A 12,255-nucleotide genomic window follows, 5' to 3' on the forward strand; every position below is an offset into this window, starting at 1 on the left:
GCCACAAATGTATTTACGGCAATCCCCTGAAAAAGAAATGCGCAACACTATTCTGATTTCACTGCTTCTGATGCTACTGCCGGTAAGCGTATCGGCACAGTTCTATACGATAACCAGAGATTCGGAAATTCTGCCTACAGAAAGACGAAAAGAGTCTTATAACCGTGCAGCAAAGGATGTTACAGAAGGGAAAAAGAATAAGATGATGGTAAAAGATACCCTGATTGTCGGGCCGGACAATCAGAAAAAATTGGAAAATATCAGCCGGAATAGTGACAGGAATGCATCCCTAAAAACAGAACTGCAAAAGAAAACAGATGATATTACTAAATCAGAAAATCATCTTCCTGAACTTACCATCCCCAACCTTTATAAAGAAATCATTAGAAACGGAATCCTATATCCCAAAATCGTATTGGCTCAGGCTATACTGGAAACCGGATGGTTCCGTTCATCGGTATGTCGAAATAAGCATAATCTTTTCGGACTTACCAATCCACGTACAGGGAAATACTATGAATTCAATCATTGGACGGAAAGTGTTCGGGCTTATTATACAAAAGTTCAATACAAATATAAAAGTGGTAACTATTTGCTTTGGCTTGATGAGATCGGTTATGCGGAAGATAAGGATTACATTACTACTCTTACAGATGTAATAATGATATTATAGATTAAAACTCAGCATTATCTATTTACTCTTGTTGAAAGTAAGGCAAAGTATAAAGTATACGGAGAAACCTTGTATTTTCAAATAGTTTTTGCTATTTTAGAGGGGAATATCATACATATGAGTAAATAAGCTATGCGTATAAAATTTTTTATTGTTGCGATATTACTTTCACTTATCGTCACCTTTGCAAAGGCTACAGGACAATCGGGTGATGTGATTCGTCTGGAAGGAGAAGAATGGGTTTTGATGGCAAAGCCGATAGGATACGACTCCCTGCTATGCAGGCGGATGGGAGATTTTCTTCCGGAAAATGTCAGTCGGTCCACGGGCAATTATAGCGGATATACCGCTTTCTGGGAGGTGCGTGACGGGTATCTTTGCCTGCAACGGGTAGAGGCGGATGTCTATGAAGAGGTCGGCAAGAAGAAATCTACACGGGTGTATGAGGTGAAGGACTTGCAGCCGATTTTTGCGGCCTATTGTCGGGCGGGGACGATTCAAGCCCGCTGGTTCAGTGGGGAACTTCGGGCCGGAAAAGGTGATTTGGTGAGATACGTGCATGACGGTTTCGACCGTAACATGGAAACGGAGCAGGTACTGACCGTCCGGAACGGTAAAGTGCTGGAAACGCAGACTTATCATAATTACCGGAGAGCCGGACTGAATCTGACAAAGGCATATGGGGAGATTGTGCGTCGGTTTCCTTGGGAGCGGTTTCCTGAATACCGTGGAGAACGGTTCCTTTTTTCGCTAAGTGATTTTCAGACGACGGAGGACGGTCACTTCGTAGACTGTGACGTACGTTTCATTTTTCTGCGTACTTCGCGAAAAATGATAAACGACGGAAATCACCCGCTGGCTCTTGCCCTCAAAGAAACACTGGAATCCATTTATCCATGGGAGGTGCTTTTTATCAATGGGAAGTACACAATGGAATATCGGAATTTTGTTATGCCTTTGCAGGAGGATATAACGCATGATAAGGGTGATTCTGCAAAATACACGATTGTGGGTCGGGTGTATGGTGAGTTTGTCCGTCAACGTCCTCCTTATGATGTGGTACATGATGTGCTGGTTGGCTCCAATTTGAGCATGGTTGAACAACCGTTTCAAGGATGGCTGACAGATTCCACCGGCTGCTTCCGGATAAAAGGATTGGAGGTTGGAACTTATCATCTGAAAGCGGAGTATGTGGGACTCGCTCCTTGTGATACGGTAGTAACCCTCCCTTCGCAGCATAATGACACGCTGCGGATGGTGCTTCCTTTATGGTATGATTATATTTTGAAATATGACTGTTCGCCGGAGTTGTCGAAAGAAAACATCCTCAAGGGACATCCTAAACTGCGCCGGGTAATACCGGAAGGGCAGGAACAGAAAATCCGCACACACTTTTTCTGGGAGAAGTATGGTGTGAGTTGTGACGTTTCTTATCCATTGAAGAAGGATGGAACACTGGACTGTTATCTGGGTGTTCCCAATCATCTGCTGACAGCTTATAATCAGGTGGTTTTTGATTATCTGGATAAGAAGTTTGGCACTTCATGGCGCAAGGAGGCTCCGAAAGGAATATTTGGCCTGGATAAATCTTTAGATGAATTTCGTGACTATAAATGGTTTATCAAGACTTTACATAAGGAAAGCAAGTATCCGGTAAAATTGCTGAGCAAAGGAAAAGAGTGTCTGCTTCGCATTGAATATGTAGTGGACAGTAACGGATATGTAGTGCAACCGAAAATCATTTCTTGCAGCAACCGGTCGTTTCGGAAAACAGCATTGGACACTTTTAAAAAGGTGATGAATGTCCCTACTTTATTGAAGGCAGGTAAAGATACACTTGTAGTTCAATATAAACTGGATTCTTCTGCTACTGTTAATCCGGATACTGATGTGCTGGTTATCGGCTATACACCGTGTGATAAAACGATACTGATGAAATAGATAAAAGGAATAATTGTTTTCATTAAAATGGAATGAATATGAGAAAAGAGATTGCATGTGTCATATTGATTTTGCTGGCGGCCTGTGTAAATAAGCCCGGACAGCCTGTGCAGGAGGCTATCTCTACAGCTGTTATTGGAGGTGCGGACAGCATGACATCTATCGTGGTTGCCGATACTTGTGCTTCATTTCAAGATACAGTAACATACGAATTACGTCAGTGTCAACTTTGGTATACAAAAGATTTACCTGAAGCATATGACGGAGAAACCCGTATGTGGACAGAACATGAAGTATATACAGAAAATGTGCCCGTGATTAATGTGTTTGTAAGCAATCCGAAGGACATTCCGTTGGAGTTCGGACGGGATATACGTTTCTATTTGTGGAAAAATGATAAATGGTGTCCACCGAAACAAAGGGATACCTCCTATACGCTTGTATGGAATAGTGATGCGTTTATGATAGAGAAGGCTCCTTTGCTGTATTGCTTCCGTTGTAAACTGAATGAATATTACATTCCAAAAGGGAAATACCGGGTTCAGAAATCATTTAGCAGAGGTGATGAGGATATTCTTTTGACAGACAGTTTTGAGGTTAAATAAAAAATGTGTGGAGTATGAAAAACTGGTATATTTATTTCGTGGCGATGATGGCAATATGCGGACTGGGATGCAATCGCACGGCATCAAAAAAGCAGGTTATGCAGATTGGACCTGCCGATGCACAATGTCTGAACTGTGATACGTTAGGGAATACTATGCGGATGAATATGATACAGAACCATTATCCGCTTGATACGAAGAATGTGTATGCTATCCTATTGAATCCTAAGCGTAAGTCGCTGATTTTTGGTGGTGACTGGATATTGCAGAAATGGGAAAACGGCTCGTGGATAGGTGCAAAGATGAATGGAATGTATGGCTTTGGAGATGTAGGTATGCAGTTAAACTTTGCTCCTGATTATTATTGTTTTAGTTATCCTGTCAGTTGCTATGGAATTACATCCGGAAAATATCGGATTATTCAATCATTTCATGACGGGAGGGAAGAAATTACAGTAAGTGCCGAGTTCTGGATAGACAAATAACGGAAAATTGTTTCACGGAAAAATCGATAATACAATGAGAAGAAAAGGACTATATTTACCGGCTTGCGTTTTCTTGCTGATGGTAGGCTGCATCAGTAATGCGGAACAAAAGAAAGCGGAAGCCTCAGAAGTCGTACCTTATGTGCCTGTTCCTAACCAGGCTGAAGGTCATAAAGTTATTGATGCCTTGAGTAAGGCTTACGGTGATGATCCGAACAGCATCGGAGATTTTATCGGGAGTCCCCGTTGTCCGGATTTTCTAGAGGGACATTATTTTGACGGAAACACACTGGTCCTTCAGGTACGGGGTGATACGCTGCGGGCACGGAAGATACTGGAAGAGGTGTCGAGAAGCAAGGCTTTCCGTATCGAAATGATGACCGACAGTATTTTCTCAGAAAAACAGCTTAAAGATTTATTGGATGAACTGAACAGACGGTATAATGCTTTGCCGGAAGGTAAATTGAAAGCTAATATGATGATGTGGGGAAGTACGCTCCATTTCATTGAAGTGACCTTTATCCGTAACACTCCGGAAGCCCGTGCGGAATTCCGCAGGTTGCTGATGGATTCGCCTGCCATTCGTTTTTCTGGTCCGGAAGAGCCCGTTCGGAATAATGTCACTGGTGTGTCCGAAGCGCACGGTATTTGCCTGTATCCGGAATACACTGTTTATGCTGATACGGCTTCCACTGCTTCATTCATTCTCATGAACGGAAGTAATGAGGCGATTACTTGTGGAGAGCATTATTTCATTACTTACGAAGGGAAAGATGGTCAATGGTATGAACTGCCTATTAATACATTTGCAGTGGATATTGCCTATTATGTTACTCCTGGTTCATCACGTCAGTTTGTTGCGAGATTGTATCCAGAAGTCAATGGGAATGCATCGGGACGCTACCGATTCTTCTATGAGGTGTCTTTGGAGTCAAGAGAAAATATCCGGATGATGGCAGAATTTCGTCTGACGGACAATTACGAGAAAGCCAAACGGGCTGAAAAAACTCCGATACCAAAAACGACAGTAAAGAATTATGTGGAGGCTCCAAAGGAAGATGAGCAAACAGTTTATCAGGTAGTGGAGGAGATGCCAGAGTTTCCCGGTGGTATGCCTGCTTTAATGGAGTTTATCCGGAAAAACCTGCGGCATGACAAGGCTGAAAAGAATGAGCGTGTCATCATTCAAATAGTAGTAGATAAGAAGGGAAATGCCACTAACCCTGTGGTGTTGCGGAGTACAAATCCGGCGTTGGATGAAGAAGCCTTACGCATCGTTAGTCTGATGCCGAAATGGAAACCGGGCAGACAGGCCGGGAAGAACCGAAATGTAAAGTTTGCTTTTCCTGTTGCGTTTAAACCTTCTGTGCAGAACACGAATTAAATTGAGTGTGAATAATGAACAGAAACAGATTTTTAGCTTGTTTTTTCTTATGGGGCATTCTGGTAGCAAATGGATTGCTGGCAGGTTGTATGGAAACCCATCATCAGTCGAATACATCAACTGATAAGAATACACATTTGGCGTCAGACGATTTGATTGATATATCGGCAGAATATGATTATTATCCGTTGAAGACGACGAAAGTGGTGCTTCAAGTGACTAACCATTCTAAGGATATTTGTGAAGGCCGGCAAGCATATACTTTGGAATATTATGATGAGGACCAGAATATGTGGGAAGCCTTGCCGGTAGATACGGTTCCGGATACTCCCTTGCTCATTCCATCTGGATATAAAGGCGTGTGCCAGCTTGTTCCTTTGGATATTACTGGTTTAAAAAAACGGGTGGGTAAATACCGTATTGGTAAATGTTTTGTTAATAGTGTGAAGAAGCATTATGCGTTTTTTGAATTGGTAGATTCCAAGGGAGTGTTGGAGTTACGCAGACGAATCGATGACTATAATAGAAAAGGTGCAAACGATAAGACTGATACAGTAGCACAAAATATTCTTATGACTTATACTCAGGGCGATACTATTTTTGTAATGTTGATGAATAACGACCTCCGGTTTCAGGAAATGTTTCGTCGTAAAGTATTAAGTTATTCGTCTGTAAGTCACGGTGCTTTTCGAGGAGATATACCGTTGATTCAAGCTACTTATAGCGATACGTTGCAGATACGGATGAGGACAGAGCATCAATCTTATCCGGTTGGGACGGAAACAGTATCGGTGACGTTGACCAATCATAGTAAGAGGACTCTTTTTTTCGGCGAGGATTATGGAGTGGTCCGTAAAGAGGGCAACCAATGGATTCTTTTGAATGGTAACAATTCTTGGTTAGATATTGGAATTGGGGTTCCCTCGTGTAAGGATTACCATTTTGATGCGTGTCTTTACCCTATCTTTAATGAAAATTGTCCGGGTATTTATAAGGTATTTAAGGAGATTTCTTTTATTGGCGGGCAAAAGAAATGGTTGATGTCGGCAGAATTTGAGATTAAATAATGCGTTAAATACCCTTTTATTCTTATTAGGTGAACAGGGAAATAGAATTTTATTGTATAGCGTATGAAAACAAATGCACTTTTTCAATTGTTTGTGGCGGTGGCTTGCATGATGTGTGCCGGCTGTACGGGCAAGCGAAAAGCACAATCGGATGTTGCTTTGGTAAAGGAGACTCCTCCGGCAGTACAGAGTCCGGAAGTAACGGATGACACACTTGCAGTAGAGGAACCGGATACGGAAACTTCGACAGACAATCTGCCTCGACCGGTGGCGATGGTGCTGGAACCGGTGGCACGGGATATTCCTGTTGGCCGTCCTCTTTCTGCAGATTCGCTTTCCATGCGTACGGAATATGATTATTATCCTGTAGCGACTTCCAAGGTCAAGGTCTTCATTACCAATCGTGCAAATCAGAAATATGACAGTGGGGAAAGGTATAGTCTGGTATATTACAACGAAGCACTAAAGCAATGGGAACCTCAGCCGACCAATCCGATAATCAACGATGTATTGTGGGTGTTTACGCCCGATTACCCTACGCACCGGCAGACCATTCAGTTTTATACGGACAAGAACCGTCCCGGCAGGTATCGCATTTACAAATCATTCAACCGGAATACACGTACGGCATACGCTGAGTTTGAACTCGTATCAAAGGCCCAGCATCAGAAATTGCTTGACAAAATTAACTGGTATGGAGAGAAGCATCCCAAGGACCGTGTCATAGAAAACCTGAATACTTGGGGATTCCAGGACAATGACACATTGTATATGTCGTGTATGGTGAACTCGGAGGCATTGCAGAAAGAGTTCCGGCAGAAGGTGCTGAATTATGCGGCAATCGTGGTGAACGATGGAAAAGAGGATGTGGTTACTTATTTCACCCAACCGATGTGTACGGATACTTTCGGCATCAAGATGTACACGGAGAAAGCGGTGTATCCGCTGAATACAGAATCCGTAGCGGTGAGAATCGTGAACCGGAGCGGACGGAGTATCTCAATGGGGTCGCCGTACCAGGTACTTCGGAAAGAAGGTGAAAAATGGCTGTCTTTGCCTGGAGCAACGGTTTGGACACTTGAAGAACGTTTTCTTCCATCCAATAAAATCTATCCCTTTTCAGCCAGTTTGTATCCGTCACTTCATGTGCTTACGCCCGGCATCTATCGTGTGGTGAAGGAAATGGATATTGGGGATAATTATCGCGACTGGTATTTTGCTGCGGAGTTTCGGATTGGCAACGAGGTGGAAGAGCGGGACGCAGCGGACAAGGAGCCTTCTTCAAAGCCTTTGCAGGAAGTTGTAGAGGAAAAGGATATGGATATTGCGTATGACGTGGTAGAGGAGATGCCGGAGTTTCCTGGAGGTATGTCGGCTTTGATGGATTTTATTCGGAAGAACCTGAACTATGACAAGTCGCTTGTGCCTGAAACAGTTGTAATTCCTCGGGTCATCGTGCAGTTTGTGATAGATGAAGAAGGAAACATTATTCATCCAGTGGTGCTGCGGGGACTTAATCTGGAGTTGGACGAAGAAGCCCTTCGTGTAGTGAGACTGATGCCGAAATGGAAACCGGGTCGGCAGAGTGGAAAACCTCAGAAAGTGAGGTATGCCATTCCTGTTTATTTTTCCTCGTACACAACAAACTGAAAGTTATTAAATATATGTTATTAGTATTTCATATAGAGATTGATTAGCAAAATATGAATTGGGTAAAAAGCATAGAAACCATATTTGGCTATGCTTCCCTGTACAAACCCTCTTGTACCATTATACAGATATAGAATCATGCAGGCCATTATAGCACCAATTATCCCGTAGTGCATCATCAAAACAAATGTGCAAAAAAATTGCATACCTCTACTATATGGGAAAGAGTGACCATATACATTAAAAAGATAAAATATAACGATAACAATAATCCCTCTCCATTCATAATCCACTCCAAGCCAAGAAGCGAGTCCGGCCATGCCAATTGTCCAAAAGAATCCCAGTACCAGACTACGTTGCAGAAGATTTTCAAGAACCATAAGCGTGGCCACACCCAAAGCCAGTGTAAACATCACATTATGTGTCCTGTCAGCACCATTCAGCAGATACCAGGGTATTTCACTGATTACGGCAAAGCCCAGCAGGGTAAAGAAATACCTGTACCTGCTTCTGGTATGAATAAACCCTTCCGCTATCAGGAAGGCAAATACAGGAAAAGCGATGCGCCCTACACAGCGCATCGTTTCGTATAATACGGTACCATGCTCCATCAGATAGAGAGCAATATGGTCTATCACCATGGAAATCAAAGCAATGACTTTCAGCGCACTGCCGCTAAGTCCGAATGCCGGTTTTAAGGTCAGATTCATAGGCTATATGTTTAGCTGATACCGAGAAGTTCCTTTACCATATCCTCCACTTCCTGATTCACACGCTTGAAGTTACGGTTCAGCAGGATTTCCTTCTCTTTGTCATTCTTGAACTCATAGATTTTAGGAAGAGGAACATAGTGTTTTTCCTCGTCCTTAATCTTCTTCATGTCAAAATGCGTCTTGCAGAAATACTTTGTGGTCTTGAATTCTTCCGACTGTTCGATGTCAAAATGGTCAAGCATACTGTCATCGGTAGCCGTAAAGTCACGTGCAGCCTGTCCGGCCAGCCAGCCTGTTGCCATATCCGCAATCTTGGCTGCAGGAACCAGAAAGTCCATCTTCTCAGATATTGTGGTTGATACCTTGTGGTCATTGATGGAAATGGAGCGTGAAGTCTGCTTGGCCTTTCCGAACACATCATTCTGTGCCCACTCCAGCGTTTCCTTGTTACGTGCCGCACCCATGAAGATATTACCGCAGGTGGTGATAATCTTCTGCATACCTACCTTGCCGTAGTCAGCTTCCAGCTGAGGAAGCTCCTGGAAACCTAAAGTCACGGCAACCTTGTTGGAACGAGCCGTACCGATAAGACGGTCTATCTTGTGAAAGTACAGTGTCGGAAGCTCATCCACGATGATGCTCACCGGGATGTTACCCTTTGAGTTCACCCTTGTAATCAGGCGGTTCAGTACCAGGGCATTGAGCGAGCCGATAACTTGTTCCTTTTCCGGGTCATTGGCAATCACCAGATAGCTCGGATTAGCCTTGTCAGAAATCTTCAGGTCGAAATCATCCCCGGTGAATACCCAGTACGCTTCCGGAGACACAAGACGTGCGGCATTCACACGAAGCGTACCGACCATACCTTCAAGCTGGTCATTCGCCTTATTCTCGTATGCACTCTTGAAAGGAGCCATCAGCGAAGCAATCCTGTCATCCTGCATCAGGATATTGAATACCTGGTCGTATGGTCTCCCAAGAAATGAAAGCACATGCGGCATATCCGAAAACTCTCCGGTTACGGTATCCGGTTCCACCTCATTGCCATGTTCGTCCTCATACCAGCACCTCTGAATCAGAATCTTCCTGCCGGTCCTGTCCTTATAACTGTATCCGTTCAGGTCCACAAACATACGGTCCTCGTCAGTCGATACGTCATTGCCGTTCTCATCCACGAAATCAAGGACCACATTGCCGTCCTTGTCTATGGCATTGAAGTCATCCCAGTTGCGTATGACAATCTCCAGCTTCTTTCCCTCCAGTGATATGAAACGCTTCAGTTTCCTGCCGTTCCTGAATCCTACCGGATGGAAGTTTACAAAGAAATAGATGATGGCAGCCAGGAAGTTTTCCGCAGAATTAGTGAAGAATGCTTCCGATCCGCCCTTCTTCTCTCCACCTCCCTTGTTGAGCGAGGCCAAAAGAGTAGCCGCCGTTTCAGAAGCGGCAGCCAAATCGGGGATATATTTCCGCTGAATCGGATTGATACGGTTGGAGTATTCCACATCGGTAAAATTTACTATACGGAATCCGCAGTTCTGAGGCAGTTTACCAGCTTTCCTGTTCTTACAGTACTGATAGAAAAGCGTCTGTGCAAGTGTCGGAAACTTGAAGTCATATACCATCATGGCAAATCCCTTTGCTGAATGCTGCCTGATGAACGGGTCAATGATACCGAAAGACTTACCCGAACCCGGCGTACCCAGTACAATCGTGCCACGGAACGGATTGATGATATTGATCCATCCTTTGTGCATTTTCTTTTTCCAGTAGTATATCATTGGAATGTTCACCGAATAATCATTGCTGACCAGCGTTTCAGACTGTTGGAACGATTCGTTCTCAAAGTTGAAACGGTCCTCACCAACCTTGTAGTTGTAATACTTGGCAATGCCGTCCAGTCCCTGATGTACCAGCATGGTACCGACTACCGAACAGACCGCATACATAAGCCTGTTGGCCGGAAATCCCAGCCAGCTGAACCCGAAACTCATGCCGTGGAATACAAAACAAAGCCCTACAAGTGTCAGACCGGCCAGTACCGGATAGATGACCATAGTCCTTACATTGAACTTCAGCGACTTTTCAGCTTTTGTGCCGATACAGACAATACAGATGCATATCAGTTCGGCCACCTTGCATCCCGATACGGAATTGAATACCCTGAACCGTGCCAGCAGGTCGAGTACGAACTGTGTAACTCTGTTGTCTGCCGTAACAGGCAGATTCATGATGATTTCAATAATCAGAAAGATATAGATGCAACTCCTGAAGTAGTTGTACATCTGCTGCTGTTCCCTTGTCTCTTCAAATGCCATACGCTCTAAATGTATATGAATTTGCTAAAATGGAACCTTTATACCCAACAGCAGACCGTTGCGGAAGGTATCCCCATGCAGGAAGTTCACATTGTTCTTCTGTATGACAGAGAACTCCAGTCCGCTGCGGAACACATAGCTGTATTCAAATCCGGCCTCCAGTCCGAAGAAGAACTTCTTCTGTACCGCACCGAACTGAGGCCCCAGACGAAGGCGCATCATGCCGTTCTTGTACCGTGCCAGACGGTGCTTGTAAACCATACTGCCATCCCAGAAATATCCTTTCCAGTAATTGTGACATACCGGCTTCTGCCAGTGATTCCCGACCTCACCGTATACTTCGACCGCATTTCCGTATGAAAGCGGAAACTCATAACCCAAAGTGGCATTCAGCGTACTTGGAAAAAGGAATCCGGCATTGACGGAAACCTTTCCGGTCTGTGCCGATGTACCGATGAATGCAACCGAGCACAACAGAATGAACAGAATCTTTTTCATGGCCTATCTTTTTATGGAATGATCAATATAATAGTAGGGGTAATAGTCGGCACCGTCCAGAATATCCGAGTCGAAGCCGTCTGCATTGAGAATGTCCTCATACTCGATGGTGAGTACCACTACACGTCCGCTTATCTGGTTCTCGGAAATCTCCAGACGGAGCACCTTCTCTTCAGGGAAAGTCAGCTTCGGAATCACAAGCACGTTCCTGTAGTCCTTTTTGAACTTACGGGTGTTGTTCATGGAGAATACCGGAGTAAGCTCTATGGTCTGTGAGTTGGTTGCCTTTGTCTCCTTTTTGTCAGTAAGTTTTACCCTTATTTCCTCAATGTCGTATGCAATCCTAGTCCTGTTCTTCAGCGTATAGTCCAGAAAGAAATAGTCACCGATGGAATAGATGTTGTTGATGTATGCCCTTATTCCGTTTTTGTCTGATACAATCTGGTTGAACTTTCTTCTGCTTCCATAGACAGCCCAGGCATATCGTGCAATCTCGGCCATAGGCATGGAAACCTCCGGATTGATATAGGACTGCGTCTCATTGTAGGATACATTGTAGATGGTAGAAGCACAATCCGGTGATTCGGTATAGAGAATGTCATACTGGGCAATATGACGCTCACCGATAATGGTGAGTGTACCCAGCAGTTCGTTTTCCTTGTAACCTTCCGACGATATGGAATCATTCTCCAGATAAGGCTTGATGCGGACGATATTGTCTGTACACTGGTTGCCTATAATTTTAGTAGTGGAAATATCCACCATTTTGATGTTCTCGGGCATGACAATGTGCGTAGTCACTTCTCGGTTGATGTATATCTTCTCGTTGGCCGACAGATGTACGGCTATGCCTGTGATAAGGCATATTATCAGAAAAATTCTGGTTTTCATATTGAGTAATCTTTATAGTTTATGAATGGT

At 43.9% G+C, this 12,255-nt stretch carries 11 protein-coding genes; 7 read left to right on the forward strand and 4 right to left on the reverse strand.

From position 1 onward, the window contains the following. Nucleotides 1-37: 37 nt before the first annotated feature. From BQ7489_RS08875 to BQ7489_RS08905, 7 genes are all read left to right on the forward strand, one after another. Complete coding sequence (locus BQ7489_RS08875; protein WP_072530719.1) at nucleotides 38-673, forward strand: glucosaminidase domain-containing protein; 636 nt, start codon at nucleotides 38-40, stop codon at nucleotides 671-673. A gap of 132 nt (nucleotides 674-805) precedes the next feature. Next, nucleotides 806-2,614, forward strand: coding sequence for an FEKKY domain-containing protein (locus BQ7489_RS08880; RefSeq protein WP_072530720.1), 1,809 nt, complete (start codon nucleotides 806-808; stop codon nucleotides 2,612-2,614). A gap of 38 nt (nucleotides 2,615-2,652) precedes the next feature. Next, entirely contained in the window at nucleotides 2,653-3,219 is a 567-nt protein-coding gene (locus tag BQ7489_RS08885; protein WP_239496936.1) for an immunoglobulin-like domain-containing protein, read from the forward strand. Between the two features lie 14 nt (nucleotides 3,220-3,233). Beyond that, the gene (locus BQ7489_RS08890; protein WP_072530722.1) at nucleotides 3,234-3,704 is read left to right on the forward strand and encodes an immunoglobulin-like domain-containing protein; all 471 of its coding nucleotides are present in this window, start codon (nucleotides 3,234-3,236) and stop codon (nucleotides 3,702-3,704) included. A 34-nt stretch (nucleotides 3,705-3,738) separates the two neighbouring features. Beyond that, entirely contained in the window at nucleotides 3,739-5,088 is a 1,350-nt protein-coding gene (locus BQ7489_RS08895; RefSeq protein ID WP_083580519.1) for an energy transducer TonB, read from the forward strand. A gap of 14 nt (nucleotides 5,089-5,102) precedes the next feature. After that, nucleotides 5,103-6,155, forward strand: a complete 1,053-nt coding sequence (locus BQ7489_RS17785; RefSeq protein WP_239496937.1) for an immunoglobulin-like domain-containing protein — start codon at nucleotides 5,103-5,105, stop codon at nucleotides 6,153-6,155. 63 nt (nucleotides 6,156-6,218) lie between these two features. Beyond that, nucleotides 6,219-7,805, forward strand: a complete 1,587-nt coding sequence (locus BQ7489_RS08905) for an energy transducer TonB (RefSeq protein ID WP_072530723.1) — start codon at nucleotides 6,219-6,221, stop codon at nucleotides 7,803-7,805. Nucleotides 7,806-7,825: 20 nt separating this feature from the next. On the opposite strand, the gene BQ7489_RS08910 is transcribed toward BQ7489_RS08905, so the two are convergent. From BQ7489_RS08910 to traN, 4 genes are read right to left on the reverse strand one after another with little or no spacing between them, the layout of a single operon-like run. Next, complete coding sequence (locus BQ7489_RS08910; protein WP_072530724.1) at nucleotides 7,826-8,515, reverse strand: TraX family protein; 690 nt, start codon at nucleotides 8,513-8,515, stop codon at nucleotides 7,826-7,828. A gap of 11 nt (nucleotides 8,516-8,526) precedes the next feature. Continuing rightward, nucleotides 8,527-10,836 (reverse strand): type IV secretory system conjugative DNA transfer family protein, encoded by a 2,310-nt coding sequence (locus BQ7489_RS08915; protein WP_057249752.1) that lies wholly within the window; start codon nucleotides 10,834-10,836, stop codon nucleotides 8,527-8,529. Between the two features lie 24 nt (nucleotides 10,837-10,860). Continuing rightward, on the reverse strand, nucleotides 10,861-11,334 hold the full coding sequence (locus BQ7489_RS08920) for a hypothetical protein (RefSeq protein ID WP_072530725.1): 474 nt from the start codon (nucleotides 11,332-11,334) through the stop codon (nucleotides 10,861-10,863). A gap of 3 nt (nucleotides 11,335-11,337) precedes the next feature. Continuing rightward, a complete protein-coding gene (traN, locus tag BQ7489_RS08925) occupies nucleotides 11,338-12,225 on the reverse strand; it encodes a conjugative transposon protein TraN (protein ID WP_057249749.1) in 888 nt (295 codons plus the stop codon). Between the last annotated feature and the right edge of the window lie 30 nt (nucleotides 12,226-12,255).

The sequence above is a fragment of the Bacteroides ilei genome, from assembly GCF_900128495.1.
GTDB lineage: Bacteria > Bacteroidota > Bacteroidia > Bacteroidales > Bacteroidaceae > Phocaeicola > Phocaeicola ilei.

Coding starts and splice junctions, on each gene's coding strand:
- BQ7489_RS08875 (WP_072530719.1), top strand. CDS start 38: ATGCGCAACACTATTCTGATTTCACTGCTTCTGATGCTACTGCCGGTA.
- BQ7489_RS08880 (WP_072530720.1), top strand. CDS start 806: ATGCGTATAAAATTTTTTATTGTTGCGATATTACTTTCACTTATCGTC.
- BQ7489_RS08885 (WP_239496936.1), top strand. CDS start 2,653: ATGAGAAAAGAGATTGCATGTGTCATATTGATTTTGCTGGCGGCCTGT.
- BQ7489_RS08890 (WP_072530722.1), top strand. CDS start 3,234: ATGAAAAACTGGTATATTTATTTCGTGGCGATGATGGCAATATGCGGA.
- BQ7489_RS08895 (WP_083580519.1), top strand. CDS start 3,739: ATGAGAAGAAAAGGACTATATTTACCGGCTTGCGTTTTCTTGCTGATG.
- BQ7489_RS17785 (WP_239496937.1), top strand. CDS start 5,103: ATGAACAGAAACAGATTTTTAGCTTGTTTTTTCTTATGGGGCATTCTG.
- BQ7489_RS08905 (WP_072530723.1), top strand. CDS start 6,219: ATGAAAACAAATGCACTTTTTCAATTGTTTGTGGCGGTGGCTTGCATG.
- BQ7489_RS08910 (WP_072530724.1), bottom strand. CDS start 8,515: ATGAATCTGACCTTAAAACCGGCATTCGGACTTAGCGGCAGTGCGCTG.
- BQ7489_RS08915 (WP_057249752.1), bottom strand. CDS start 10,836: ATGGCATTTGAAGAGACAAGGGAACAGCAGCAGATGTACAACTACTTC.
- BQ7489_RS08920 (WP_072530725.1), bottom strand. CDS start 11,334: ATGAAAAAGATTCTGTTCATTCTGTTGTGCTCGGTTGCATTCATCGGT.
- traN (WP_057249749.1), bottom strand. CDS start 12,225: ATGAAAACCAGAATTTTTCTGATAATATGCCTTATCACAGGCATAGCC.